This is a genomic window from Labilibaculum manganireducens, from assembly GCF_002843385.1.
GTDB lineage: Bacteria > Bacteroidota > Bacteroidia > Bacteroidales > Marinifilaceae > Labilibaculum > Labilibaculum manganireducens.
On sequence record NZ_MVDE01000008.1, the window covers coordinates 60,879 to 86,493 of the forward strand.

The following is a 25,615-nucleotide window of genomic DNA, read 5'->3' on the forward strand; positions in this document are numbered from 1 at the left end:
TATCTTTTTCAAAAAAAATAAGCTGCAGGCAACATTAAAATCATTCAAGCTTAATCACATTGCTTTTACAATAATGTGCCTATATTATTCTGATTCCTGTTTACTGAAACAAAGCCTTCATCATAATCTCAAAGTATCTGCTGCAAGCATCGCAAATATGAACAATCGCCCTATAAGTGAGAAACAACACCAATAGACATTACAATAGACATTTACATCCTTTTTGATTTACTGTCTTAATTACAGCCTGTTATGAAACACTCCATTAACACATATTCAACATTGCCAGATTTCATCTTATTTTTTACATTTGACTACCCTTTACATTATTTTTATTTATGACAGCAAAAAAAATCCTCTCACTCCTCCTGTTTCTCATTTCTATTTCGGGATATACACAGTCAAAAATCGATTCACTGATCCTTATTTCTAAAACACAATACGGAACAGAACAACTTCGAACAAATTTGAAAATAGCTGAGACATTTGGCTATGGTGAAAATGGAGATACGATTATTTATTATGCCTCTCGATGCCAAGAGCAGGCCATTGCATTAAACGACTCTATTGCCCTTCTTAAATCAACTCTTTACTGGGGCTCTGGTCTGTTTTCGAAGCAAATGTATTTAGAGGCTGTAAAAAAGACAGATACTATTTTTGAATTGGCTGAAAAACTGAAGAAAAAAGATGAAATTGTACAGGGTCTATACCTAAAAGCTAAGTGTTACCAACGCCTTCATGAATATCCAAAAGCCATAGACCTTTATCAGAAAGCATACGATCATTCAATGAAAATACTTGCTGAAGAGGAAAACAAACACATTGGAGAATATTGCAAAGGCGTTTTGAAACAAATGACTTACTGTTATTGGTATGCCTCCAAAATGTCGGAAGGAATTGAACTTTTCAATTCACTCATTGAAAAAAACCAGAACGTATCGGATAACATCAAACGAGCCTATTACTCCAATATCGCTTTTCTTTACAATCAAAATTCTGATTTAATAAAGGCTGAAAACTATTTATTAAAAGCCGTAGAAATTAGTCAAAACAGTACGAATTGGAAAGACAACTTTCAGGACTTAGCCTACTTAGGTGTTTTGTACACATCAAAAGGCAGGTATGACAAAGCAATTATCAATTATAAAAAGGCCCTGACTCTTGCACAAGAACAGGACGACACCAATATGATTTCCTATATAAATACCAATTTAGGTAAATGCTACGAGCACATTGGTGATTTACGAGCCGGGGTATCTTTACTTTATGATGGAATTGAAATATTTCACAACAGAAAAGACAGCATAGGAATTGCAATAGGTTATCTGCAGCTGGGAAATCTCATGGCAAAATGGAATAACTATAAGGATGCCAAAAAGTATTACAAAAAATCATTGAATTGCAATCAAAGTTTAGGACTAAAAGCCAAAGTTGCTGAAGTAAATCTTGATCTCGCCATTAATTTCATGTTAAACAACGAAAAGGATTCAAGTTTGTATTATTTGGCCGCTACAGAAAATTTACTTGCCAATTGCCAAGACCAAAAGTTTATAGCCACTTATCTCATTTACAAAGCAGAAAATATTTTAAAATTTGATTCGGAACCAGACAAAGCATTAAAACATGCCATAAAAGCTCAATGTTTAGCAAAAAAATTCAATATAATTCCGACGGCCAATTTAAGTAAACTCACCATAGGTAAGTGCTACATGGCAATGGATAGTCTTTTGCCGGCAAAAAAATATATTCTTAGCAGTTGGAGAAACTATAAATCGATGAAACGGCTTTACGAACGCGCCAGTGCAGCAAAAAGTCTTTCAATAATTTATAAAAAATTGCAGCAGCCTGACAGTGCCTATTTTTATCTTGCCGAGACAGATAAAATTAATTCAAAAATTCGTGAACGGGATCAAACCCTGGCTTTGTATAAGAAAGATAGTGATTTTGCTATGCTGCTGGCAAAAAAAGAAAAAGAGCTGCTTACAAAAGAAAACAAGCGTCTGTTTAATCGAATTTTTTCACTTCGACTCTTCTACATTTCATTATGTCTCCTCCTTACAGGATTCCTTTTTCTGTATCTGAAACGAAAAACGAAACGATTTCATAAGGAAATCAATAAAAATGAATTGGCAAAAAAAGAATTGGAGAAGGAAACAAAGAAACACAAATCAGCAATATCGAATTCAAAAGACTTAATTCAAGCCAAGGAGATTATTATTGAAGAGCTAAATGCAAAACTAAAACAGAATCAACTCATCGCCCCAAACAATTCTGAATTTAACGAAATAGAATGTCTGCTCAGCTCTAAACTAAGTACTGAAGAAGATTGGGACGACTACCTATTCTTGTTCACCCGAAAAAACCCTCACTTCATTAGTAATCTTAAAAGCAAATATCCTTTTCTATCACGAAATGAGATCATGATATTTATTCTTATCAAACTTGGCTTAACAACCCGCGAAATGGCAGGAATCCTCATGATTTCACCCTCAAGTGTAAATACAGCCCGCTATCGCCTTAGAAAAAAGCTGGATCTGAAACCAACTGAAAAACTGGAAAATATAGTAGAAGGTATGCAAAAACACTCAAAAACGGAACCCATTGGCGAATGCTAAGAAAACAAACTGAGAAACCAGACAATATTGTATAGGCTAATTATATCAACAATAAAAGAGCATTTCCAAACAGAAATACTCTTTTATTGTCAGCATAACATTGTCTATTTCACAGTTTTCTTCAAGGTTCCCAAATAAGTCCGATTCAGATCTCTTGTTTTTACTGCTTCATCTATTTTCATTTGTGTTTCGGCATCAACATTAAATACTTCATTGCGGCCATAGGCATCAAAATAATGAAGATAATCTTTAAACATATCAAAAGTCATGTGAGTGGTCGGAACTTTACTGCCCGAAGGCATCAGAACTCTTGCCAAAGCCCAATGACTCATGGGTTCCTATATCCATCTTAAAATTATTGTCGGTAGTCTTAATTACTTTTAAAAACATTCTTTTACTAAGTTCCCTCGATTTCGCACCATCATGTAATGCTTTACCCACTTCTTGGTTCGATAAGGCATTATTTTTGTGGTGATTAAACTGGTAATTTTAAAATTTGTAATGATGAAGAGATGGATATTTTTTGTATTACTAGGATTAATGACGAGTTGTTTAGACGATTCGGATGATGTTTATTTTCACGAGCACAAGCAGAGTATTTTATTGCTGCAGGTTGACTACACAAATTATGAATTTGAGAAAGGCACGGAGCTCTTTCTGCATGCCGAATATTCAGATGCTGATACAATTCCTATTGGTGTAGATTACGACTCTCCTGGAGATTTCGGGAATATTAGTTTGTTTTATGAACCAGGTAATGAGTTGATTTTTGATGGATCGATAGTTTGGAATGGAACCGGACATTTAAAATTCCCAAGATGGTTCTATTATCCTTCACAGTTTGCCACCTTGGATATTCCGGTTGAAAAACCTGCCGATGATGAATTTCAAATCATTTTCCCGGAAGAAGGAGTTGAATATCCACTTGATTCCATTTGGAATGCAGTTAATCATTTATCAATTGTATCCAGATATCTTAAGAGTGGTAAAAAGATTGGTATTTTCCGATACACACCCAGTGTTGGTGTTGGAGATCCAAACGAATGGGACTGGTATGTAATAATGAATACAAATTAGAGATGAAAACCAATTTTCGCTCCTGAGCTATTTTTTGAAAAAATAAGAAGCTGTCCAAAAAGAAAGAACATCTGTCATTCTGATCCCGATGAATCGGGACGAAGAATCTACTCATTTAAAATGAGATGTTTCGACAAGTTCAACATGACACCCAATTATTGAAATCCTACTTTTTGGACAGCCTCCTATGATTAATTCTATATCATCTATTTCACAGTTTTCTTCAAGGTTCCCAAATAAGTCCAATTCAGATCTCTTGTTTTTACTGCTTCGTCTATTTTCATTTGTGTTTCGGCATCAACATTAAATACTTCATTGCGGCCATAGGCATCAAAATAATGAAGATAATCTTTAAACATATCAAAAGTCATGTGAGTGGTCGGAACTTTACTGCCCGAAGGCATCAGAACTCTTGCCAAAGCCCAATGACTCATGGTTCCGGCTTCTACTCTTTCCTGATGCATTGGAAGAAAAAGATTTATCTCAGCCTTCTCATACTCATTTGTTTTACCATTAGTTGCCTCCATAAAGTTCATTCTCATTACAGTTCCTATATCCATCTTAAAATTATCGTCGGTGGTCTTAATTACTTTTAAAAACATTCTTTTACTAAGTTCCCTCGATTTCTCACCATCCTGTAATGCTTTCCTTAACTCTTCATCCGACATATCAGGATAAGCCTTTTTAGCTGCACCCCACACATCCCCATCCGATAAAGCTTTTACCGGATCGTCGTAAATAGTCACTGTTACATACTGATAACCCTGTTCTGTTCCACCAGGTTTTAATGACCATAAATCCCAGCCTTTAATTTCTCCGCTTTTAACCCGTTCAGCATGTATTTTTTCCCAAAAAGTTTCTGTCTCCCAATAATTTGTTTCCTTATCGTTGGAAACTTTCATAAATTCAAAAACCAGAAACCGTTCCTGCTGTGCCATGCCTATTCCACAAAACAGTACCATAGCAACAAATAGTAATATTTTTTTCATAACAACCAGTTTTAGGTGAATAAGACTTAAGTTACAGCTTTTTATCTCTTTGTACAATATAAAAACTGCAGATAATAACAGCCAATCTATCAAATGGCTATTCATAACAAATCAAAATTAGAAACAGCAAAGAATATTCCGCCAATTAATTATACTGCATGTTTTGTTAATCATTGAGCTTTTGATAAATTCGGATTTAAACTTCATTCAAAACAAGTAAGCTGATCATGATTACAATAAAATCTTTAGCAGGAATTCCTTTTCCTGAGCTTTTCGGAGCTTTTAGCCTGGCATTTAACGATTATGAAATACAATTGGACAGTGGTGAATTAGAAACCATGCTGCACCGCAGAGGATTCGTTCCTGAACTATCCTTTGGTGCATTTGATGAAAATAAGTTAGTCGCTTTTACCTGCAATGGAATCGGTTCTTTTAGCGGAACTAAAATGGCCTACGATACGGGAACCGGAACAATCAATGAATATCGGGGACAAGGATTGGCAGGCAAAATATTCAATTACTCAATTCCATTTTTAAAAGAGGCCGGTATTTCGAAATACTTGCTGGAGGTATTGCAGCACAATACAAAAGCAATATCAGTATATAAAAAGCTAGGCTTTTGTGTGAGCCGTGAGTTCAACTATTTCGTTCAGAAAAATGAAGAACTAAAATTAAATTCTAAAAGCGCACCTGCAAATTTTAAGATTGAAACCATCGATTTATCACAAGCAGAAACATTGAGCTCTTTTTGCGACTTTACGCCATCCTGGCAAAATAGCTTCGAAGCGATATCAAGAAAGCCGGATAATTTTAAACTACTGGGAGTTTTTAAAGATGAGCAACTATTGGCTTATGGTATTTTCGAAGCAAAATCGGGCGACATTACCCAAATAGCAGTTGAGCCAAAAAACAGACGAAAAGGTATTGGCAGTCTGCTTCTTAAAGAAATGGTGAAATTGAATCAGCACGACTCTATAAAATGCCTAAATACAGAAACAGCGTGCAGGTCGATTACGGAATTCCTGAAATCAAACTCAATTTTAGCTAGTGGCAAACAGTTTGAGATGGTAATGGAATTGTAAGATCACTAATTCTTAAATTCGGAAAACAAAACACACCCCTCTGTCCTTCGGACATCTCCCCTTAAAATGGGAGAATCGTTCACAAACAAAGTCTTCCCTTTTTGAGGGTACCGTAACGCAGTGAAGATTGTGAACGCAATTTGAAATAATATTGTGAACAAAGTGCCGACAGGCGAAGGAGTAAAATTATAAAAGACAATGAAATTTCACGAAATAATAAAGTGTAAGAGTAAACTAAAACAAAACACGACCAAATCGGAAGACTTATTATGGAAGCATATTCGCAAGCGACAACTGCTCGGGCGAAAGTTTATTCGACAACATGCAATAGTTTATGAATCGTATGCTGACGAATACTTCTTTTTTGTACCGGATTTTTATTGCGAAGCAGAAAAATTAGCCATTGAATTAGATGGTAAAATTCATGATTTCACCAAAGAGAGGGATGAAAATCGTGATAAAATCTTAACCAATTTAAATATTACTGTAGTACGAGTCAAAAATGAAGAATTATCAAATGTACCAGACATCCTTGAAAAGATAAAAAGCTCATTTAAAAAACATAATAACGATCCTGCATTTAAAAGGAATCGTAAAAATTAAAACAAAACACACCCCTCTGTCTTTCGGACAGAAGAAACCCATACAAACAAAGTCTTCCCTTTTTGAGGGAAGTGCCGACAGGCGATGGGGTGATTAAGAAGTAAATCAATCGGCAAACAAAACACACCCCTCTGTCCTTCGGACATCTCCCCTTAAAATGGGAGAATCGTTCACAAACAAAGTCTTCCCTTTTTGAGGGGAAGTGCCGACAGGCGAAGGGGTGATTAAGAAGTAAATCAATCGGAAAACAAAACACACCCCTCTGTCCTTCGGACATCTCCCCTTAAAATGGGAGAATCGTTCACAAACAAAGTCTTCCCTTTTTGAGGGGAAGTGCCGACAGGCGATGGGGTGATTATGAAGTAAATCAAAATCGACATGAAGCTTCTCCTTAAGGAGAAGTACCTGGGTTAAAGTGTCTCAAAAAAAATCCCCCAAACAGCTAACCATCTGTAAGGGGGACATTGCAATTAATCAAACCATATTGCAATATTTAAAAACCAAAAAATCTATTCTGTTTCAGCAAGTTCTTCCGATTTGCGGCGGCCTCTCATATTTTGCGACACTTCCAATTTCAGAATGCTCTCATTAATTTTTTTAATCATAGTATCCAGTTCGCCACCCGAAACCAAACCCGACATAGATTCCATATATTTAAACATTCCATCTAAACTTTCAGTAAGTTCCTTACGAAATAATTTGGTGTCGTTCTCACGTTTCTGATCCGCATTTTTACTGTTTCGTTCATCAAGAATCAAAACAAGCGCATCCAAGGCTATTTGCACATTATCAACAATATCTTTAATTCCCAATTGCTGTATTGCCAATTTTGCTTCCTCTACATTTTCGCAATCGGCTAAAAACATTTTTGCTTTTGCATTTTGTTCCTGCAAACTCTCCTGATGCAAATTGTAGCCATGCGTTTTACTCAAATTGATTAAAACAGTAGCAGCCTTGCGCTTATCCTCATTCGGATGCAGCTCGTAACACAAACAAATGTACTTTAAAGCCCTCCATGCATTGTTAAACTGCTTGTCGGCAAGACCCGCTCCGGCAGTTTCTGTTGTCGTATTCAGTTTATTCAACTGAACCACCAAATTATTCAAACTGGTTTCAACCCGAGTATAAAAACCAGGAATACCAAGCCCTACCCAATCGTACGATTTGGTAATTGCAACTACATCACTTCCCAACGATACAAATTCAGCATTTCTGAATCTACTTATACTAAAACCCTCAATTTTCATTTTCTTATACTTTAAAATTCGATAAAAACCTTCAATTTAATTGGCGAAGACAGTAAATCAATACACAATACTCACTTCGCATTTGTTCCATTGCCCCATTTTTAGGACGATAATGCTCTCGCTCCAAAGCGAAGCAGGTATCAGTATGTCGAAAGTATCTTCGCACCAAGCAGATGACTCCATTTTCATTTCGAAACCCCCTTCGCATTGCTGCGAAACAGCTTTTGGATTGGAAAAAAGGCATTCGCACCAGTAAAAACCACCTTTTTTATGCCAATAATACCTCCGCTCCAAAGCGATAATACTTTTACAATAAAAAAAACGCCTTCGCAGTCTGCAAATGACACTATTATTATGCTCAAAACACCTCCGCTCCAAAGCGAGGACAATATTGCCATTACGAAAACCCTTTAAACATGGGCATTCCTCAATTTAAGCACAAAAATATACCCTTCGCTGACGATGCTTGCTGGCTCCATCCTCCCCCAACGTCTTCTACACTTCCTTTTTATGAAACTAAATGCCTCGGCCGAGTCATTCTCCTTAACAAAACGGTTTCTAAGTTAGAAAATAATAATTGAACAATATTAATTTTAATACAAGTTTTTTCAAATCCACACCAACTATTATGTCGTATTTTTGCAAAAAATCAAGTAAACATGCACCTTTCGGAAGGATGAAAAAAATTGCATTTATTTTGTTTTTACGGTTAAACGAACACCAAACCAACAAATAAGAGGGAAAATCAAAAAAAACATAACAAACAGCACGAAAATAATGACTAACAAGCCTATTCTTCCGGATAAAACAATTGCCCCTTTTCTTAGGAATAGTGGCAAACACTTACCACAAGCGAAACCTACCATTTAACCGGCAAACAACTATTAGGACTGATTCTAATAAACAAAAGCACTTGTACTTTTATTTTTATGCTTACCTTGGGGATCGCGCTATAAAGTGCATATATTTTTCAGAAACTAAAGTATTCACAACTAAAACTTAACCACATATGAAAAGACTAATTCTATTCATTGCCACATTTTTACCAATTATTCTGAATGCTCAGAAACTTAACAAAGAATTGGAATCATCAGATATAAATGAAGCCCTAAATATGATGGGAGTAGATATATTCAAATTTGATTTTGATTCTGTTGATTTGAATTATAACCTAACACTTTATTTAGAAGAATATATTGAGGATTCTATAATGATTAAGAAATCTTTCAATATGGGCAAGTGGTCATCCGATAACATTCAAAAAGAAATCAAACTGATATCCAAGATAAGTTCAGACACAACAAAGACCTTTTGGTTTAAGATCATACATCCAAATAGACAGCAAACAGTACGATTTGATATTTTACCGGAATTCAGGAGCGTTCACTACTGGAAAGAAATAACTGCAGATAATATTGCTTACGGCAAAAAAACGCCACTACTGTTTCTTGGAATGGCTTGGGAAGATTCATACAATGGTATGAAGATTAGAAGATTTTGCTGGGGTGAAGATGTAAAATGTGATTTAAAAAATGAAACTTTAAAAAAAATAAAACACAAAATTCTGCTTAGCTACCAATTAGAAAAATAAAATAGACAAAAGAACCAAAACCCCATATCCAAATCAAGAAAATGAAAAAATTAAATTTTAAACAAAGAATCATATTTGTCTTGCTATCTGGCATCCCCTATGGGATTGTACTGATGCTTCTGAATTATTTCTTTGACCTTTATACCATCAAGAGTGTTTTATATCAGACCCTGTTTTTCACAATTCTGTTTGGGATAGGCTTTCCTTTTGTAATGGAAAAACTCGCGCCAAAAATGCTTTCTAAAGTGAAAAATCCAGAAATGGAGGAAGATGAAAATATTATTTATGAAGATGGTGCCAATTTGTTTAGCGGCACTTGGGTGGCAGTTGGCGGCAAGTTGTTTTTAACCAATAAACGATTGATTTTCAATCCTCACAAATACAATTTTCAAAAAGAGGAAACCTCCATTAATTTAGGGGATATCACGGAAGTGATAAAAAGAAAGACAAGCCGAATTATGGACAATGGTTTGCGAATAGTAACAAAAGACAATGAAAAATACGATTTGGTGCTGAACGACCGGGATGAATGGTTTAAGCAATTAGAGAAGTAATTGATAAATGCAATTAAAATAATGACCTAGTATGAAACAAATTCAATTCACATTTATCGCCTTGCTTTCAATCTTTTTTGTTTCCTGTAATAAATCATCTGAAAAAATTCATGTTCGGTATGTAATTAGCGGTACAAGCCAATTGACAAGTACAGAAAACGATAAACCAATACATAAAATCAAAAATAATTATACAAATTTTGGCAATACCGATATCGAGAAGAACGAACTCGAAAAGCAAAATTTGAATAAGACTACAAAGTGGACAAACTCCTTGAGTAATTATGCGACTGTAGACGATAAACAGACTTTAAGCAGTAAAATTGAAATAAACTCAACACTAAGAGTGGAGGATTTTCATGAAAAAGGGGAAAGGAAATTTGTGATAAATACAAGATCAGTAACAAATGTTTTAAAGACCTCAAGTGATTTAGATAGCTCTAAGTATGTAATTAATGGAAAATTTAATAATACTATCGAAATTAAGACAGACACCAAATTATCTGAGGGTGTTGCTTTGCACTTGATTAAAAAGGAACTAACTGCAAAAATAAAAGAAGAAATAAACGCGTACGCCAAGCAATAACTAACAATTGACTTCGCACATCAAGCAATACATATTTCAGGAAACAGCATCAACCAATCCCCCACTCTTTATGGAAAAATTTAAAAATGCCCTTACCCTTGTGCTCACTATTTTGGTGGTAGTAGTGCTCTACTTTGTGGTATCGGGCAACAGCAAACTAAAAGAAACCCAAAATACCATCAATCAGGTAAACAAAGAACTGTCTGTTTTAAAAGACAGCATCGGCAAAGCACAGCAATCCCTAAGTTTCGTACTTAACAAACTGGAGTTTACCGAAAATGAGCTGAAAATTCTGAAAAACGAACGTGATATTCTCGAGTTGGAAGAACAGCAACGAGGTACAAGAAATAAGGAAGAACTGAAAGTTTTAAAAGAGCAGATTCTGAAAAAAGAAGAAATGAAAAAAGAACTGCAAAAATGTGCCAACACATTCGAATTATGAAGAACACTCTACTATTGCTGATTACTTTAGCATTTAGCTGTACTGCCGGCGCTCAGGAGCACGTGGGCCTAAAAAAGTCTCCACTTCAGTATTGCACCTCGAACCAATCGCCTTTGCAGCTTGTGGTTGGCGATACATTGGTTGTAGTGTGCGATACCATGTATCTGATTAATAAAACGAGATACCAGTTTTACAAGAGCATCCACAAAGCCACTTTGGAAGATGATAATATAGAATGCAAAAATCTGCTTAAGGCTTACGAAACCCGTTTGGAGGAGCACGAATTATCGTACAGCAAACTATTGGCCAACTGCAGGCAAAGCGAAAAAACCACTCTCGATTTTATCGAATACACTCAAAAATCGTTGGAAAGTACGCAAAAAACATTGCAGTACACACAACAATCTCTCGATTCCTCGATGCAAAACCTCGATCGTGCCAATGAGCTGATCCGCAAAGAAAAATGGAATACCACCGGACAGAAGGTATTGACCGGAATAGCTGGCCTTGGCGTGGGAATATTGGTTGGGGTCTTAATTTCGCGATAGATAAAGTTGAAGCCCTTCGGGCTTCCTTTCCATCTCGCACGTTCATAGCCGTAGGTTGCACCTACGCTTATTCAGATTCCAATCCCTTTGGGATTATCCGCAAATCACCAACCACGAACCACGAAGTGGTTCAACCCCAATAACCCCATATGAAATGCGGGGACAAGTATAAAATGCGGAGATGAGTGCAAAACACGAAGATAGCAGAACAGGACAAATCACGTGGGAACCACGGAGTGGTTCAACAAAAAATAAACACATGAGCACCTATACACAAATTCTATATCAGATTGTTTTCTCAACAAAAAACCGAGATAGAACTCTCGTCGAAAAAGACAGAGAAAGACTTTTTCATTTCATTTGGGGGATACTGGAAAATAAGAATTGTTATCTGTGCCGAATTGGCGGTGTGGAAGATCATTTACATATAATTACTCACCTCCACCCTACTGTAGCGCTTGCTGAATTGGTGAAAGATATAAAACTTGCCACATCCGATTTTATCAAAAAAAATGAGGTACTGCCCGATTTTTCGGGATGGCAAGAAGGCTATGGCGCTTTCACTTATGACATTTCAGCAAAACGCAATCTGATTGCCTATGTGAAGAATCAAAAAGAACATCACTGCAAACTCAGCTTTCGTGAAGAGTATATTCAGCTTTTGAATGAGCATGGAATTGAGTTTGATGAAAAATATTTGTTTTAGATGTTGAACACCCTTCGGGGTTCTTTCTCTTCTTTGCTCTCATAGAGAGTAAGTTGCACCTACGCTTATTCAGGTTCAATCCCTTCGGGACTATCCGCAAACCACCAACCACGAACCACGAAGTGGTTCAACCCCAATAACCCCGTATGGAATGCGGGGATGAGGAATGAGAGATGAGTGCAAAGCACGAAGACAGCAGAACAGGACAAATCACATGGGAACCACGGAGTGGTTCAACAAAAAGAAAATATCATCAATTTCACCCGTGCTTATTCATGCTCAATTCCTTCGAGATTACCCGAAAACCACTAAGTGGTGCGAGCCAAAAAAGAAGGATAAATCGTGAGAAATGTGTGAGAATAAGAAAAACTTAGCCTCAGCGATCTATTTATTTACACCCCAATATAAAATAAAACTAAATACCAATTACTCAACTTTCAACTAGAGCATAGCAGCATTTCAAATTAACAGTTGAAAGTTAAATGTTAATCCATAAAGGAATGTAAAATACTTATAAATCAATCATTTAAATTGGAAAATTATAAATAATAACTACCTTTGTGCGCTATGGGATTAAAAATACGTGAATTTCACAATAAAATAAACACCAGAATCAATAGCCTTCAGTTTCTCATTATCAGAATTCTGTCCAAGAAATCAATCCCTCCATGCTATTCGCAAACCAACTTTAATATCCTCTAAAACGGATATCAATTGCATGCGCTCAATTTTTCGCATGATATAATCATTTAATTTACATTTATGTTTTATTTAAAAACCTGGCTGGGAATTTGTTTCCTTGCTTCTACTATTTGCGCAACTGCGCAGGAAAAAGCGACTGTTGACATTGGTGGCGCATTACGCTTCAATTATAACAATTCTACCTGGAAAGACGCACAACAAAAACGTGGCGGCGATTTGGGTTTCGATGTATTCCGATTAAATGCCAAAGCAGAGTACAAAGGCTTAAAACTGAATGCAGAATATCGGTTCTATTCCGAAAGTTTTGGTGGAGCCATGTTGAAACAAGGGTGGATTGCCTATGATTTTAATGAAAACAACGAACTGCAATTCGGTTTAACCCAAGTGCCTTTTGGTATCACAACTTACAATTCAAACTCCTGGTTCTTTAGCTTAAACTACTATGTTGGTTTAGAAGATGATCACGATATGGGCTTGAAGTATACTCATCAGGGTGAAAAATGGGACTACAGTCTGGCATTCTTCAAAAATGCAGAAGAGCTTCAATTTGGAAATAATTCAGATGTTTCCAACAGCCGTTATTCTTATGATGTTGCCTCAATTAGTAATAGTGACGGCAATCTGATTCTTAGAAATAAAGAGGTAAATCAACTGAATGGAGATTTGTTGTATAAAATCAACAATACAAATGCAAAGCATCGTTTGGGTGTATCTGCACAATACGGCGGCCTCTATAATATAGATACCGAGGAAATTGGAAACCATTATGCACTTGCTGCGTATTACGAATTGAAGGCAGGTAAATTTGGTGTAAAAGCTCAAATAGCCAATTACAAATACAGTCCTGAGAATCCCGATAGTGAACGTGATGATGTTGTTGCTATGACTGCCTATGGCGCTCCTTATTTGGTTGCTGCCGAAGCAAGTATCTATACGCTTGGATTAAGTTACTCTATTCCTCTGGAATGGGGACCTGTATCGAATGTGGTTATCTACAACGATTTTGGATACATGGATAAGGCTGAAAGCAGTTTCGAAAGTTCAATGATGAATGTAACGGGTGCAATGTTTACCGCAGGTAATATTTATACCTATTTCGATTTGGCTGCGGGTAAAAATCAACCTTGGTTAGGATCTGAATGGACCAATGCTTTGGCTGCCGGGACTCCGGATGCTGATTGGGAAATGCGTTTCAATATCAATGTTGGTTACTACTTTTAATTAGAAAAATGAGATGTTATGACGGATCAAAGAAAAATAAAAATAAAAGTTGAGGACTTAACCCTGATTTTCGGAAAACGAAAACAGGAGGCACTCGCATTACTTGATAAAGGGATTTCAAAAGAAGAAATTCTGAAGAAAACAAAATGTACTGTTGGGGTCAACAAGGTTAACTTTGAAATTAAGGAGGGAGAGATTTTTGTTATTATGGGTTTATCGGGCAGTGGAAAATCTACTTTAATCCGCTGTTTGAACCGACTTAACGAACCTACCGCCGGTAAAGTTTTTTTTGATGAGCATGATATTACCCGTGAGACAAATAAAGAACTATTGGAAACCCGACGTACAGAAATGAGTATGGTATTTCAGAAGTTTGGTCTCCTGCCACACAGAACAATTCTTGAGAATGCTGCTTTTGGATTAGAGATTAGAGGGGAAGAAAAGCTGGCGCGGGAAGAAAAAGCCCAACAAGCACTCGAAACCGTGGGCTTAAAAGGCTATGAACAGCAATTTCCATCAGCAATGTCGGGAGGTATGCAACAACGGGTAGGTTTGGCACGTGCCCTGGCAAACGATCCTGAAGTTTTGCTTATGGACGAAGCGTTTTCTGCACTCGATCCGCTCATTAAATCGGATATGCAGGATGAGTTACTAGCTATACAAAGCAAGCTGCAAAAAACGATCGTATTTATTACTCACGATTTGGACGAAGCAATGAAAATTGGTGACCGAATTGCCATCATGAAAGATGGTGTTGTGGATCAAATAGGAACAGCAGAAGAGATTCTAACAAACCCGGCAACTGAATATGTTGAAGCTTTTGTGAATAAAGTGGATCGAAAAACTATTATTACGGCTGAAACTCTCATGTTTAAAAAGAATACGCTGGTTCAAATGCCTAAAGATGGTCCCAAAGGATCCATCCGTAAAATGCGTACTATTGGAGTTGATGTTCTTCCTGTGGAGGATGAAAATAAAGTATTTCTTGGTTATGTGTGGTTGCAAGACCTTCTGGAATTGGAAATAGAAAAAGAAACTTCTATTGAGAAAGCACTGAAGACAAATGTTCCAAGTGTATATAAATCCTATTCCGTAGAAGATATGTTACCCCTAATTACAGGGACTAAATACCCTCTGGCTGTTATCGAAGAAGAAACTGGAAAGTTATTGGGTCTGATCTCTCAAACTTCGTTAATTATTGAAGCTACACGATTTGGAAAAAAGGAAATAAGTGAACTAAAAGAACGTGCAAACGAAATGTAATATGGAAAAATTAATTGATCTTGGTACCATTATAGAATCCGGAATTAACAAGCTGGAAGAAAACTTTTCGGGATTATGGGGAGCTATTGATGACATTATCTCGTGGACGGTTCATAGCATGAACAATGTATTGCTGGGCATTCCTTTTTATATCATTATTGCATTTGTAGCCTTGGGGGCATACTATGCCAATGCCGAGAAAAATGCCTTTAAAATTGAAGGATTAAAAAAAGGAGGCGGACTGACACTATTTGTCATTTTGGGATTGTTTTTAGTATTCGCGATGGGGTACTGGGAAGAATCCATACAAACAACTACTTTGGTTATTGTATCAACCCTGATTGCCCTGATTTTTAGTATTCCTCTTGGAATTTTGGCTGCCCGAAGCAAAACAGCTGATGTGATTATTCGACCCATACTCGATTTGATGCAAACCATGCCAGCCTTTGTTTATCTGATTCCGGCTATTTTCTTTTTTAGTGTAGGAAATACTCCCGGAGTTGTAGCTACTGTGATTTTCTCGCTTCCACCAGCCGTACGTTTAACTTGTCTGGGAATTCAAAATGTTCCATCGGATGTGATCGAGGCAGGACGTGCTTTTGGTGCAACCGAAAAACAAATTTTATTTAAAATCCAGTTGCCTTTGGCAAAACCAACTATTTTGGCCGGAATTAACCAGGTCATCCTATTGGCTTTATCAATGGTGGTTATCGCTTCGATGGTAGGTGCTAAAGGATTGGGAAGTATTGTTTACCAGGGAATTCAGCAGAACGACATAGCAAAAGGTTTTGAATCGGGATTGGGCATTGTGATACTGGCCATAATTTTAGACAGAATCACACAAGCTATCGCAAAAAAATAATTATAATAATCTATAAATAGAATTATGTTGAAATTAAGAAACTTAGGAATCTTGCTTGTTGCTGTACTATTAACTGTTTCAGTTAGTTCATGCAACAACAGTGGCAAGAAAAAAGGAAAAAGTGAAGATAAAAAAGAAGTCAACATCTTTTATCCCAATTGGGCCGAAGGAGTTGCGTTCACTTATTTAGCCAAAACAGCACTCGAAGCAAATGGTTATAATGTGGAATTGACCAATTTGGCTCCAGGCATGATCTATGGTGAATTATCAAAAGAAAACTCAAAAGGTGATGTATTTCTTGATGCATGGCTTCCGAATACACACAAAGATTACTGGGACAACTATGGTGATAAGTTGGTAATATTAGGCGAATCGTTTAGCGAGGGTACAACTGGTTTGGTAGTTCCTACGTATGTTACGATTAATTCTATAGAAGAGTTGAACGCGAATAAAGATAAATTTAATAATGAAATTATTGGTATTGGTGCTGGTGCTGGTATACATGCCAACACGCTTAAAGCTATAGACGCATATAAACTCGATTTCGAACAAATTACATCAAGTGGACCTGCAATGGTGGCCAGTCTTGAGAAGGCAATCAGGGATAAAGAGTGGATTGCAATAACCGGCTGGAAACCACATTTCGCCTGGACCCAAAACGACTTGAAATATTTAGAAGATCCTAAAGGAGTTTACCCAAAGGATGCCTGCACAATTATTTCGCGAAGAGGATTTGAGAAAGACCAACCTAAGGCGGCGGCTTTTTTCAAAAACTTTAATCTTAAAGAAGAGCAGTTGTACGAATTAATGACAGCCATTAAAGACAAAGGTGAAGAAGCCGGAGCTGCGGAATGGTATAAAACCAATAAAGTATTGGTTGATTCATGGATAAAATAATCTGAAAGCTGAAACTTTAGATTCACATATAAACGGAAAGAGACGTAGCTGGTGCTACGTCTCTTTTTGATTTCTGCAGATTTGTTTTAGATGTTGAATCCCTCTGAGATTTTGAAACAAAACCAAAACCTAGAACCTTGAATTCTTTCAAGCTAAATGACCACAGGCAGATAGTTCAGAATTTTAATTTATTCTTAAATTTTATGTACTTTCGATTATGAATTAAAAATGATTCTCATTCAAAAATTTATTAAATTCATACAGATAAATTAATTTTGAAAATTACAACTACCTAAACGGTTAAATTCAATCTATAAATGAACAAGAAAAAACTTGGTGTTTTAGCATCAACAGCTATTTGCGGAAATGATATTAGCTCATCCGTATTATATGTATCAGCCCTTTCCATTGGTTTTGCAGGCCAATATGCCTGGATCACCCTACTCATTGTTGCTGTAGTTCTATTTTTATTCAGAAAAATATACGGCGAGGTTGTAGGTGCTCTTCCTTTAAACGGAGGTGCATATAATGCATTACTGAACACCACAAGCAAATCGACAGCCTCTTTAGCTGCGACCCTTACCATACTTTCTTATATGGCCACTGCTGTGATATCTGCCAACGAAGCAATGCATTACTTTCATCATGTATTTACTCAATTGCCAATTATGATCGCTACCGTTGGTCTATTACTGGTTTTTGCTGTTCTCACCATTTCTGGGATCACAGAATCCTCGAAAGTGGCTACTGGCATCTTTATTTTCCATCTTTTTTCGCTGTCTTTATTAGCTTTTTTTATAATAATGTATTTGCTTCAAAATGGATTTTCTCAATTCTTAGAAAACTGGAACTTGCCCGTAGAAGGTAGCATTACCATGGCTATATTTTTAGGTTTCTCCGCTTCCATGCTCGGCATATCGGGATTCGAAAGTTCTGCCAATTTTGTGGAAGAGCAACAACCGGGAGTCTTTCGAAAAACCCTTTTAAACATGTGGATCGTAGTAAGTATTGTCAATCCATTAATGGCATTCCTTGCACTAAGTTTGGTACCTATTCCTGAAATAAGATCAGAATACTCTACAACTCTGCTGTCACACATGGGTAGTTTATCATCCGGTGAATGGTTGTCAACCTTGATTTCAATTGATGCAGTACTTGTTTTGAGTGGAGCTGTTTTAACTTCTTACATTGGTGTTTCAGGATTATTGGAACGGATGACTTTGGATCGAATTCTACCCCAATTTTTCTTGCGAAAAAACAAGAGAGGCAGTTCATACCGAATCATTGTCATGTTCTTTATCCTTTCTGTTTCTGTTCTGCTGATTACCAATGGTAATGTTGGGGTTTTAGCCGGAGTTTATACCATTTCATTTCTATCGGTTATGTTTCTTTTCGGATTTGGTAATATCCTGCTAAAGGTTCGCAGAGCCAAACTCCCACGCCCGGAAACAGCAAAATGGCTGAGTGTTTTTGTTGCCATTACCGCAGTAATAGTTGCTCTTGTTGGAAATATTCTGATGGAACCTCAGAATGAAAATGCACCTTCGAATGTGAGTGTATTTTTAAGCTACTTTATTCCTGCTATTATCTTTATTTCTGTAATGTTGAACCGGGTTGCTATATTAAGAGCCTTATTAGGTGTCTCCATTTACATTTTCAATTACATTAAAAACTGGTTTCTGCAAATCAGTTCTCACCTAAATAATGTTATTAATTCAATTAACGCCCAGCAATTCGTCTACTTTACAAAACGCGATAATATAGCCGTATTAAATAAGGTAATGTTATATATTAAAAACAACGAACACACTAAAAACCTGAAAATAGTTCATGTGGCCACTCCTTCCAACGTAGATGAATCGCAGTTTATAAGCAGTTTTGAGAAAATGGTTGCAATCATCGACGAAGAGTATCCGGAAATTGATGTGGAAGCCTTAATTGTTGAAGGAAAATTTGGTCCGGAACTAATTAAAGAACTATCGGACAAATGGAAAGTTCCCATCAACTTCATGTTCATTGCATCACCGGGAGATCATTTTCTTTATAAAGTGGAAGATTTGGGTGGCGTGAGACTGATCATTTAAATTCTTTTTAAAGATCTCATTTTACTTTTTAAATTAAATCATAGCAAACATGATCGAATTACAGGAAATATCAAACAAAACAATAGAATTACTGCCCAAAATTGGATTGGGAGGAATCATATTGTTCCTGTTTATAATGGTTTCGCTGCTAATAAAGAAAATCGTAACTAAAAGAATTAAGCCTAAAACAAAAAATCCCTTACTCGCTGATTTTTTAGGTAAAGTTGTTGCTTTTATGATCGGCATAACCGGATTTGTTTTTTTTCTTCATATCATAGGACTGGGAGGAATTGCTAAAAACATTATGGCTGGTGCCGGAATCACTACATTTATAATTGGTTTTGCCTTTAAAGATATTGGTGAAAATTTTCTTTCCGGAATATTAATGGCATTTAAAAGCCCGTTTAAAGTAGGCGATCTAATTGAGACTGGTGGGACAATTGGTTACGTGAATGAGCTTAATCTTCGGGAAAGCATACTTAAAACACTGGATGGCAAAGATGTATTCATCCCGAATTCTCAAATTATAAAATCTCCGTTATTCAATTATACAATTGATGGTTTTTTACGATATGAAATAGCAATCAAACTGGATTACAAAGTCGACTTTAAAAAGGTTTCGGAGATTATTAACAGTATTTTAGCAGAAATTCCTGAGGTTCTGAACGGTGATAAAAAACCCGTGATCGTTATTGATGAACTTGCAGCAAATACTGTGAACGTGAAAATCTTGTATTGGATAGATACTTTTAAAGCAAAATCCAAAGCTTACCACCTTCAGATTAAGTCGCAGATTCTCATAAAAACAATTGAGGATCTTACTAAAAACGGCCTTTATTAGCTTACCAATATTGCTGAAATAAAAATATAAAACCCCTCAGAGCTGAAAGTCTGAGGGGTTCTTTATCTACGTAATTTTTACAATACTACTTCAACAAAAACAGGCAGGTGATCCGAAGGATACCGCTCCTCTATCTGATCATCAATAATTTTGAACTGATTTACCACCCCATCGCCTTTGCTGATAAATATGTAATCGATGCGATCGGTAACCGGCTCGGAATGTTTAAATGCATTAAAAGTCCCTTGTGGTCCGGAGCAATTTTCGCCGGCCAAACTTTTTGTTTCATCCAATACCTCACTCAAATATTGAATTGGCGCAGTTTCGGGAGTCAGATTCAAATCGCCCATTAAAACACAAGGATATTTCTCTGGATTGTGCTCGGTAATTTTACTGTAAATCAATTTAGAACTGTTGAGTCGGGCCAACTCACCGATATGATCGAAATGAGTATTAAAAACATAAAACCGCTCCCCGCTTTGTTTGTTTTCCAAAAGCAAATAGGTACAAATACGTTCCAAAGCAGCATCCCATCCTACCGATACTTCTTCCGGAGTTTCCGACAGCCAAAAAGTTGCCTGCTTAACTACTTCATATTTTGCAGTCTTGTAAAAAACAGCGCAATACTCGCCTTTTTGTTTTCCGTCATCGCGCCCAACTCCAACATAAGAATAATCCGTTAATGCACTGTCCAAATAAGTGATCTGACCGTTCAAACCTTCCTGTGTTCCAAAAACATCAGGTTGATATTTAGTAATCAAACCAACAACATTGGCTTTTCTTGCGTCCCAACGATCAACACCATCACCGGGATTGTTATAGCGCAAATTGTAAGTTATAAATTTTTGAGACTGTTCTTGTTTTGTGCATCCAAATGCCAGTAAAACAAGCAATAAGAAGAAATAATTTTTCATTAACATGGTTTTCTGATTTAAGCGTGTTAAAGATAATGGTTTTCTTCTGCCGGAAGTATTGGAATGCAAAAAAAACGCTATAAACGGTGAAGGTATCTGAATGGATGAAATTCCCGATCTTCCTCCAATACATAAATCGACCAAGGGGCAATTCTTGTTTCGTTAAGCCAGTTAATACCTTCGTTATAGTTCCCCAGGGGTTGATGATGAACAGTAACTTTTAAACCTGCCCTTCGGAATAATTTCCGATAACACTCCTGCGAAAACATCACATCTTCAACCGGTCGCTTATCCGGAACATCAGTCATGCTTATCAAAACCCTTTCTCCACTTTTTTTCTTCCAGTTATCAGGAAATTCCCTGGTCGAGAAAGAAGCCCACTCGTTACTATAAATTTCAGGATTCGAAACCACCATCACAATTTTTCCGGTATAATTGAGCAATTGCTTTAACTCAATCAAATTCTTCAGCTTATCCTTCCCGGTTGGAATATTATCAAAAGTGAAAACACACAGCACCAAATCAAATATATTTTTCTGGAAATCGGTAAAATCCGCTTCCTGAATCAGGCGGTAATCCCCCATAGAATCAATCTGCCCGGCCTGTTCAATCATTTTAGCTGAAATATCCACCCCTACAACATCGAAATTAAGATCTTTCAAAAAACGTGTCGAGCGACCGGTTCCGCAACCAAAATCCATAGCTTTTCTCCCCTTGCATCTGCCTGCAATAATTCTGGGTAAATCCCGATAAGCCAAATAGTAAGTATTGGGAAATTCCAGTGTTGCATACGACTCTGCTCTGGCGACATCTGCATACGAATTACTAAACTCCATCATTTCATTCATTTTTTAAGATTAATCCTATTCGTTCAATTCCTGTCCATATCTCTTCTTCATTCACACAGGAAATCGATATTCTAAAATTCACACTCTCACTTGCTTTCGTGAAAAAATGGCTGCCCGGCGATACCAATACACCCTTATTTGCCAATAATTCCATAAAATCCTCTTCCGATTTGCCTTCTGCCGGTACTTCAAACCAAATGGTATATCCTCCCTGAGGTTTGGTATATTTCACATACGCCGGAATAAATCTGCTAAGTGCTTTATAAGTTATCTGCATTCTTTTTCGGTATAAACGATGCATTTTTTTCACATGCTGATCGAAATATCCTTTCTCATAAAACAAATTTAAAATCGCTTGATTTAACTGATCTCCCGATAATTCTCCTGCCTTTTTTATTCTCGTTAGCTTCTCAATCACCTTCTTTTCTGCTGCAATCCAACCTACCCGTAATCCTGGAAACAATATTTTTGAAAATGTTCCGATATAAATCACAATTCCTTTCGAATCCATCGATTTGATGGGAAGTATATTCTTTCCAAAGTATTTCATTTCCTCCTCGAAACCATCTTCCAGAAGCGGTACAGAATGCCTTTCACACAAATGCAGGAGCTTTTCTCTGTGCGTCTGGCTTGTTGATATGCCCGTTGGATTCTGAAAATTAGGCATGGTGTAAACAGCTTTCAAATTTTCACTGATCATTGCCTTTTCAAGTTCTTCCAGATCCAACCCATCCTCCTTAATTGTTATGGGAATTATATCTGCCTGATACAATTTGAGTAAGGGAATGAGTGCGGCATAGCCCGGCATTCCAATTGCAATTTTATCTTTTGGATTAAGAAACATGCGAAAGACCAAATCCAATGCATTTTGAGCCCCATTCGTTAACAAAACCTCTTCGGTTTGCACAGATACAGAATGAAATTGCATTTGTTTTGCAATACTGTCCCGCAAAGGCAAATAACCAGCCGGATCGCCATACTGAAATACGGTACTTCCCTGGTCGAGCATAATCTGATTGGCACATTTCCGAAACAATTCAACAGGCATACAATCTTTATCCGGAGCCAATCGCCGAAAATCAATCGAATTTAAATTCTCATTCATCTTCAGCTGATTCATTCTGTTTTCCAACTGCAAATATCCCGCTGAAACATGCGAATTCCAATCGAATAAATCTGCATTCAGTTTAGGTGTTACCACCACTTTCCTGTCTCTTTTGCGAATGGTAGAATATCCGCCTTGTTTGCTCTCTGTATATCCTAAAGCCCACAACTCATCGTAAGCCCTGCAAATAGTGGTTCGGTTCACACCCAATTTTTCAGAAAAAGCCCGTGTTGACGGAAGTTTATCTCCTTCCCTCAAATTGCCCTTTTCTATCATTAAAATCAGCTGGTCGATTATTTGCTGAAATAATGGAATACTGCTGTTCTTGTCCAGGGGAATTAAAATCATCGTGCATTGTCTTTTATTGATGATACAAATATATTTGCTTATTAGTTGGTCTAAAACATCCAATTTACGACTTTTTTCACCAGTCCAATTTTTTGTTTGAAACAAAAAAAGCCATTCCCCTTTACAGAAGAATGACTTTCTTTATTTTAGTAAAACTAATTATTTTTTGACACCCAAAACAAACTTCAACTCACCACCCTGCATCAGCTGTTGATGTGTAATTGTCAACTCCTTATATTCTTCTCCGTTCAAATAAACAGCTTGAATGTAATGATTTTGTTCTCCCTGGTTTTCCGCAGAAATAGTAAAGATTTTTCCGTTTGGCAGATGAATCACTCCCTTACTTACCGAAGGCGAAGTTAAATCGTAAACTCCATTCGCCGGATTTGTTGGGTAAATCCCCAGTGACGACATCACCAACCAAGCTGACATTTGCCCGCAATCCTCATTCCCGCAATAGCCATCAGGCTTGTTTGTGTATTGAGAAGTAATTATTCGGCGAACCATTTCCTGTGTTTTTTCCGGCTGACCGATATGATTAAAAAGATATGCCACATGATGACTTGGTTCATTGCCATGTGCATACTGACCGATCATTCCCGTACTAAAAATAGGAAGGTCGTCGGTCGTTGCCGGATAGTAGGTGAACATGGAATCCAACTTGGCAGTGAATTTATCCTTACCCACTGTGGCGATAAATTCAGGAATATCTTGTGGCACATACCAGAAATACTGCCATGCATTGCTCTCACAATAGTAATTGGTGTAATCTTTTGCAACAAAATTGGGAATGAACTTTCCGTGCTCATCTTTCGGACGGAAGAAAGTCGATTTTGGATCGTATAAGTTTTTCCAGTTCTCACCACGCTTTAAAAAGTACTGGTAATCTTCTTCCTTGTTCAAAGCTTTTGCAAACTGTGCAATGCACCAGTCATCATAAGCATATTCCAGTGTCTTGGAAACCGACCAATTCTCTCCTTCGGCATCGGCAGGCACGTACCCCAATTTCATGTACTCATCAATCTGTCTGCCTTTTTCCATAGCTGCTTCTTTACAAGCAGTATAAGCTTTCTCAGCATCCATTTCAATTCCTTTGAAATAAGCATCAGCAATTACCGGTACGGCATGGTAACCTATCATCATGTTGGTTTCGTTTCCTGCCAACGACCAAACCGGCAGCAAACCTGTTTCATCGTAATGAGCCAAAAATGATTTGATAAAATCAACAACTTTATCCGGACACAAAATAGTATACAAAGGGTGAGCCGTGCGGTAGGTATCCCACAAAGAAAAGGTATCGTAACGATCAAATCCTTCGGCTTTGTGATTCTTTCCATCTGCTCCTTTGTGCATTCCGTCTACATCCGAAAGCAAGGATGGTGTCAAATACAAATGGTACAAATTGGTGTAGAATATCTCCTTCTGAACTTCCGATCCGGTAATTTCAATCTGCGATAGTACTTTCTGCCATTCCCGATCAGCACTCTTAACTGCAGCATCAAAATCCCATGCCGGCAATTCAGCCTTCAAATTTTTCTTTGCTCCTTCAACCGAAGCCGACGACAAAGCCACCTTTACCAGTATTTGTTCCTTTTCCGCAGTGGAAAAATTGGCAACGATCCTGGTTTTTGCACCGTTTACTTCTATGTTTTCTGATTTTTTGCCGGCTTCGAACAAATCCGCACTTTTAAAAGCTTTGGAGAACTGAGCTACAAAATACACATGCTGACCTTTCGCCCATCCGTTCGATTTACGATATCCGGAAATGGTAGAATCATTTTCGATGGTAATTTGTGTAGCATACGGACTGTCCCAATTCATTCTGAATCCCAAATCCAAAATAATTTGCGATTTTTCATCTTCGGGAAAAGTATAACGGTGAAACCCGACCCGCTTGGTGGCTGTTAATTCGGCAACAATGCCGGAGCTTAGCAAATCAACTTTGTAATATCCTGGTGATGCTTCCTCTCTGTCGTGAGAAAATTTAGAATACGGACGGTAATCGCCTTCAGGAGTTAAACTTTCGGTAAAACGGCTGTTCATTGGCATGAACAACAAATCGTATAGATCTCCCGCTCCGGTTCCCGATAAATGTGTGTGGCTAAATCCTGCAATAGTAGAATCAGGCCAAAAATAACCTGCTATTCTGTCCCATCCGGGCAAACCGTTATCAGGACTCAACTGAACCATTCCAAAAGGAGCAACTGCCCCCGGATAAGTATTGCCCGGACCATCAGTCCCGACAAAAGTGTTTACGTAACCAGTAAGCTTGTTCTCGCTTTCAACATTCTTTTTACTACACGCAAAAAGACAAATCATTGCCCAACAAGTGGCTAATAATCTCATATTCTCTACTAATTTGAATTTCTGATTTTTCACAAGATCAGAAACAATATGGAAATTTGGCTTTTGGAGATTATGCCGTCAAATATACGGAAAAGAACAACATCCTCTAATGCTTTTAATTAAACAAGAATAAAAAAAGGATCG

Annotated in this window: 24 protein-coding genes; 16 read left to right on the forward strand and 8 right to left on the reverse strand. The window is 37.2% G+C overall.

Annotated features, from left to right (window positions below):
- Positions 1 to 338: 338 nt before the first annotated feature.
- Entirely contained in the window at positions 339 to 2,615 is a 2,277-nt protein-coding gene (locus BZG01_RS07240; protein WP_101309156.1) for a tetratricopeptide repeat protein, read from the forward strand.
- 104 nt (positions 2,616 to 2,719) lie between these two features.
- On the opposite strand, the gene BZG01_RS07245 is transcribed toward BZG01_RS07240, so the two are convergent.
- Entirely contained in the window at positions 2,720 to 2,947 is a 228-nt protein-coding gene (locus BZG01_RS07245; RefSeq protein ID WP_101309157.1) for a hypothetical protein, read from the reverse strand.
- 172 nt (positions 2,948 to 3,119) lie between these two features.
- Here BZG01_RS07245 and BZG01_RS07250 point away from each other — a divergent pair, with 172 nt between their 5' ends.
- Positions 3,120 to 3,692, forward strand: a complete 573-nt coding sequence (locus BZG01_RS07250; protein ID WP_143470853.1) for a hypothetical protein — start codon at positions 3,120 to 3,122, stop codon at positions 3,690 to 3,692.
- 206 nt (positions 3,693 to 3,898) lie between these two features.
- On the opposite strand, the gene BZG01_RS07255 is transcribed toward BZG01_RS07250, so the two are convergent.
- Positions 3,899 to 4,681, reverse strand: a complete 783-nt coding sequence (locus tag BZG01_RS07255; protein ID WP_101309238.1) for a hypothetical protein — start codon at positions 4,679 to 4,681, stop codon at positions 3,899 to 3,901.
- A gap of 227 nt (positions 4,682 to 4,908) precedes the next feature.
- Between BZG01_RS07255 and BZG01_RS07260 the strand changes: the two genes are divergently transcribed.
- Both BZG01_RS07260 and BZG01_RS07265 read left to right on the forward strand, forming a co-directional pair.
- A complete protein-coding gene (locus BZG01_RS07260) occupies positions 4,909 to 5,763 on the forward strand; it encodes a GNAT family N-acetyltransferase (protein WP_218973043.1) in 855 nt (284 codons plus the stop codon).
- Positions 5,764 to 5,961: 198 nt separating this feature from the next.
- A complete protein-coding gene (locus tag BZG01_RS07265; RefSeq protein ID WP_101309159.1) occupies positions 5,962 to 6,366 on the forward strand; it encodes an endonuclease domain-containing protein in 405 nt (134 codons plus the stop codon).
- Between the two features lie 509 nt (positions 6,367 to 6,875).
- On the opposite strand, the gene BZG01_RS07270 is transcribed toward BZG01_RS07265, so the two are convergent.
- The gene (locus tag BZG01_RS07270) at positions 6,876 to 7,613 is read right to left on the reverse strand and encodes a DUF6261 family protein (protein ID WP_101309160.1); all 738 of its coding nucleotides are present in this window, start codon (positions 7,611 to 7,613) and stop codon (positions 6,876 to 6,878) included.
- A 185-nt stretch (positions 7,614 to 7,798) separates the two neighbouring features.
- The gene (locus tag BZG01_RS07275; protein ID WP_101309161.1) at positions 7,799 to 8,011 is read right to left on the reverse strand and encodes a hypothetical protein; all 213 of its coding nucleotides are present in this window, start codon (positions 8,009 to 8,011) and stop codon (positions 7,799 to 7,801) included.
- A 611-nt stretch (positions 8,012 to 8,622) separates the two neighbouring features.
- On the opposite strand from BZG01_RS07275, the gene BZG01_RS07285 reads away from it, so the two are divergent.
- The 12 genes from BZG01_RS07285 (at position 8,623) to BZG01_RS07340 (ending at position 19,910) form a co-directional block, all read left to right on the forward strand.
- Positions 8,623 to 9,204, forward strand: a complete 582-nt coding sequence (locus tag BZG01_RS07285; RefSeq protein ID WP_101309163.1) for a DUF5041 domain-containing protein — start codon at positions 8,623 to 8,625, stop codon at positions 9,202 to 9,204.
- Positions 9,205 to 9,245: 41 nt separating this feature from the next.
- Positions 9,246 to 9,758: a GRAM domain-containing protein gene (locus tag BZG01_RS07290; protein ID WP_101309164.1), complete on the forward strand. Its 513-nt coding sequence runs from the start codon at positions 9,246 to 9,248 to the stop codon at positions 9,756 to 9,758.
- 31 nt (positions 9,759 to 9,789) lie between these two features.
- Positions 9,790 to 10,344: a hypothetical protein gene (locus tag BZG01_RS07295; protein WP_101309165.1), complete on the forward strand. Its 555-nt coding sequence runs from the start codon at positions 9,790 to 9,792 to the stop codon at positions 10,342 to 10,344.
- 70 nt (positions 10,345 to 10,414) lie between these two features.
- On the forward strand, positions 10,415 to 10,786 hold the full coding sequence (locus BZG01_RS07300) for a hypothetical protein (protein ID WP_101309166.1): 372 nt from the start codon (positions 10,415 to 10,417) through the stop codon (positions 10,784 to 10,786).
- Positions 10,783 to 11,334, forward strand: a complete 552-nt coding sequence (locus BZG01_RS07305; protein ID WP_101309167.1) for a hypothetical protein — start codon at positions 10,783 to 10,785, stop codon at positions 11,332 to 11,334. Before BZG01_RS07300 ends, BZG01_RS07305 begins: the two co-directional genes overlap by 4 nt.
- A gap of 259 nt (positions 11,335 to 11,593) precedes the next feature.
- On the forward strand, positions 11,594 to 12,040 hold the full coding sequence (locus tag BZG01_RS07310) for a transposase (RefSeq protein ID WP_101309240.1): 447 nt from the start codon (positions 11,594 to 11,596) through the stop codon (positions 12,038 to 12,040).
- A gap of 762 nt (positions 12,041 to 12,802) precedes the next feature.
- Positions 12,803 to 13,963 (forward strand): hypothetical protein, encoded by a 1,161-nt coding sequence (locus BZG01_RS07315; protein WP_101309168.1) that lies wholly within the window; start codon positions 12,803 to 12,805, stop codon positions 13,961 to 13,963.
- A gap of 18 nt (positions 13,964 to 13,981) precedes the next feature.
- The gene (locus tag BZG01_RS07320; RefSeq protein ID WP_101309169.1) at positions 13,982 to 15,226 is read left to right on the forward strand and encodes a quaternary amine ABC transporter ATP-binding protein; all 1,245 of its coding nucleotides are present in this window, start codon (positions 13,982 to 13,984) and stop codon (positions 15,224 to 15,226) included.
- A gap of 1 nt (position 15,227) precedes the next feature.
- Complete coding sequence (locus tag BZG01_RS07325; RefSeq protein ID WP_101309170.1) at positions 15,228 to 16,088, forward strand: ABC transporter permease; 861 nt, start codon at positions 15,228 to 15,230, stop codon at positions 16,086 to 16,088.
- A gap of 24 nt (positions 16,089 to 16,112) precedes the next feature.
- Positions 16,113 to 16,985: a glycine betaine ABC transporter substrate-binding protein gene (locus tag BZG01_RS07330; protein ID WP_101309171.1), complete on the forward strand. Its 873-nt coding sequence runs from the start codon at positions 16,113 to 16,115 to the stop codon at positions 16,983 to 16,985.
- Positions 16,986 to 17,302: 317 nt separating this feature from the next.
- On the forward strand, positions 17,303 to 19,069 hold the full coding sequence (locus BZG01_RS07335) for an APC family permease (RefSeq protein ID WP_101309172.1): 1,767 nt from the start codon (positions 17,303 to 17,305) through the stop codon (positions 19,067 to 19,069).
- 49 nt (positions 19,070 to 19,118) lie between these two features.
- Positions 19,119 to 19,910, forward strand: coding sequence for a mechanosensitive ion channel family protein (locus BZG01_RS07340; protein WP_101309173.1), 792 nt, complete (start codon positions 19,119 to 19,121; stop codon positions 19,908 to 19,910).
- Between the two features lie 77 nt (positions 19,911 to 19,987).
- On the opposite strand, the gene BZG01_RS07345 is transcribed toward BZG01_RS07340, so the two are convergent.
- From BZG01_RS07345 to BZG01_RS07360, 4 genes are all read right to left on the reverse strand, one after another.
- Complete coding sequence (locus tag BZG01_RS07345; protein WP_101309241.1) at positions 19,988 to 20,824, reverse strand: endonuclease/exonuclease/phosphatase family protein; 837 nt, start codon at positions 20,822 to 20,824, stop codon at positions 19,988 to 19,990.
- A gap of 77 nt (positions 20,825 to 20,901) precedes the next feature.
- Positions 20,902 to 21,663: a class I SAM-dependent methyltransferase gene (locus tag BZG01_RS07350; protein ID WP_180327251.1), complete on the reverse strand. Its 762-nt coding sequence runs from the start codon at positions 21,661 to 21,663 to the stop codon at positions 20,902 to 20,904.
- A gap of 1 nt (position 21,664) precedes the next feature.
- The gene (pdxR, locus tag BZG01_RS07355; RefSeq protein WP_101309175.1) at positions 21,665 to 23,125 is read right to left on the reverse strand and encodes a MocR-like pyridoxine biosynthesis transcription factor PdxR; all 1,461 of its coding nucleotides are present in this window, start codon (positions 23,123 to 23,125) and stop codon (positions 21,665 to 21,667) included.
- Between the two features lie 159 nt (positions 23,126 to 23,284).
- A complete protein-coding gene (locus BZG01_RS07360) occupies positions 23,285 to 25,471 on the reverse strand; it encodes a GH92 family glycosyl hydrolase (RefSeq protein WP_101309242.1) in 2,187 nt (728 codons plus the stop codon).
- Positions 25,472 to 25,615: the final 144 nt, after the last annotated feature.

Bases quoted from the DNA above. Each gene is read 5' to 3' on its own strand.
- BZG01_RS07265 (WP_101309159.1), top strand. From the start codon at position 5,962: ATGAAATTTCACGAAATAATAAAGTGTAAGAGTAAACTAAAACAAAAC.
- BZG01_RS07270 (WP_101309160.1), bottom strand. From the start codon at position 7,613: ATGAAAATTGAGGGTTTTAGTATAAGTAGATTCAGAAATGCTGAATTT.
- BZG01_RS07320 (WP_101309169.1), top strand. From the start codon at position 13,982: ATGACGGATCAAAGAAAAATAAAAATAAAAGTTGAGGACTTAACCCTG.
- BZG01_RS07260 (WP_218973043.1), top strand. From the start codon at position 4,909: ATGATTACAATAAAATCTTTAGCAGGAATTCCTTTTCCTGAGCTTTTC.
- BZG01_RS07250 (WP_143470853.1), top strand. From the start codon at position 3,120: ATGAAGAGATGGATATTTTTTGTATTACTAGGATTAATGACGAGTTGT.
- pdxR (WP_101309175.1), bottom strand. From the start codon at position 23,125: ATGATTTTAATTCCCCTGGACAAGAACAGCAGTATTCCATTATTTCAG.
- BZG01_RS07285 (WP_101309163.1), top strand. From the start codon at position 8,623: ATGAAAAGACTAATTCTATTCATTGCCACATTTTTACCAATTATTCTG.
- BZG01_RS07295 (WP_101309165.1), top strand. From the start codon at position 9,790: ATGAAACAAATTCAATTCACATTTATCGCCTTGCTTTCAATCTTTTTT.
- BZG01_RS07330 (WP_101309171.1), top strand. From the start codon at position 16,113: ATGTTGAAATTAAGAAACTTAGGAATCTTGCTTGTTGCTGTACTATTA.
- BZG01_RS07245 (WP_101309157.1), bottom strand. From the start codon at position 2,947: ATGAGTCATTGGGCTTTGGCAAGAGTTCTGATGCCTTCGGGCAGTAAA.
- BZG01_RS07360 (WP_101309242.1), bottom strand. From the start codon at position 25,471: ATGAGATTATTAGCCACTTGTTGGGCAATGATTTGTCTTTTTGCGTGT.
- BZG01_RS07300 (WP_101309166.1), top strand. From the start codon at position 10,415: ATGGAAAAATTTAAAAATGCCCTTACCCTTGTGCTCACTATTTTGGTG.
- BZG01_RS07240 (WP_101309156.1), top strand. From the start codon at position 339: ATGACAGCAAAAAAAATCCTCTCACTCCTCCTGTTTCTCATTTCTATT.
- BZG01_RS07290 (WP_101309164.1), top strand. From the start codon at position 9,246: ATGAAAAAATTAAATTTTAAACAAAGAATCATATTTGTCTTGCTATCT.
- BZG01_RS07340 (WP_101309173.1), top strand. From the start codon at position 19,119: ATGATCGAATTACAGGAAATATCAAACAAAACAATAGAATTACTGCCC.
- BZG01_RS07325 (WP_101309170.1), top strand. From the start codon at position 15,228: ATGGAAAAATTAATTGATCTTGGTACCATTATAGAATCCGGAATTAAC.
- BZG01_RS07255 (WP_101309238.1), bottom strand. From the start codon at position 4,681: ATGAAAAAAATATTACTATTTGTTGCTATGGTACTGTTTTGTGGAATA.
- BZG01_RS07275 (WP_101309161.1), bottom strand. From the start codon at position 8,011: ATGGCAATATTGTCCTCGCTTTGGAGCGGAGGTGTTTTGAGCATAATA.
- BZG01_RS07345 (WP_101309241.1), bottom strand. From the start codon at position 20,824: ATGAAAAATTATTTCTTCTTATTGCTTGTTTTACTGGCATTTGGATGC.
- BZG01_RS07305 (WP_101309167.1), top strand. From the start codon at position 10,783: ATGAAGAACACTCTACTATTGCTGATTACTTTAGCATTTAGCTGTACT.
- BZG01_RS07350 (WP_180327251.1), bottom strand. From the start codon at position 21,663: ATGATGGAGTTTAGTAATTCGTATGCAGATGTCGCCAGAGCAGAGTCG.
- BZG01_RS07310 (WP_101309240.1), top strand. From the start codon at position 11,594: ATGAGCACCTATACACAAATTCTATATCAGATTGTTTTCTCAACAAAA.
- BZG01_RS07315 (WP_101309168.1), top strand. From the start codon at position 12,803: ATGTTTTATTTAAAAACCTGGCTGGGAATTTGTTTCCTTGCTTCTACT.
- BZG01_RS07335 (WP_101309172.1), top strand. From the start codon at position 17,303: ATGAACAAGAAAAAACTTGGTGTTTTAGCATCAACAGCTATTTGCGGA.